At 38.2% G+C, this 448-nt stretch carries 1 protein-coding gene; it reads left to right on the top strand.

All coding sequences use genetic code 11. The annotated features are described in order from the left end of the window. The coding region (locus ACU8YE_RS25230; RefSeq protein WP_446930298.1) for a hypothetical protein at positions 1–448 on the top strand (448 nt) is incomplete at both ends.

Genomic DNA, 448 nt, shown 5'->3' with positions numbered 1-448 from the left:
ATAATAAGTTCGTCTGAACAACAAGAAAGTTCAACACAAAATGACAGCAGTGACCATCAGGAAAATAATGTGGAACCATTAGAATCTGAAAATAGTTTACCGCCACAAGAAAAGACAATTGCTAGTACTAAACCAACCGAATCGTTACAAAATGAGCAACCAGTATCTGAAGAGCGTAAAGCGCTCACTGAGAAGTCACCTCATAATCAGGAACCACAAAATTCTACATTAACTGAAAAGACCAAAGAGCCGTTGGTACATTCAGAGGTAGACAATAGTCAAGAAAAGGAAAAGCAAGCAGGAATTCAACAACAAGCCGAGGCAAATTTTGTTGTCCAAGAGAATGCTTCTACTTCTGAGTTTATTAGAAAAATCGGTGAAGAAGCACGAGTTATTGGTCAGCGACATGATCTATACGCTTCTGTAATGATAGCTCAAGCTATTTTAG

The sequence above is a fragment of the Ralstonia sp. VS2407 genome (assembly GCF_052950655.1).
This window is presented reverse-complemented; position numbering and strand designations above follow the sequence as displayed.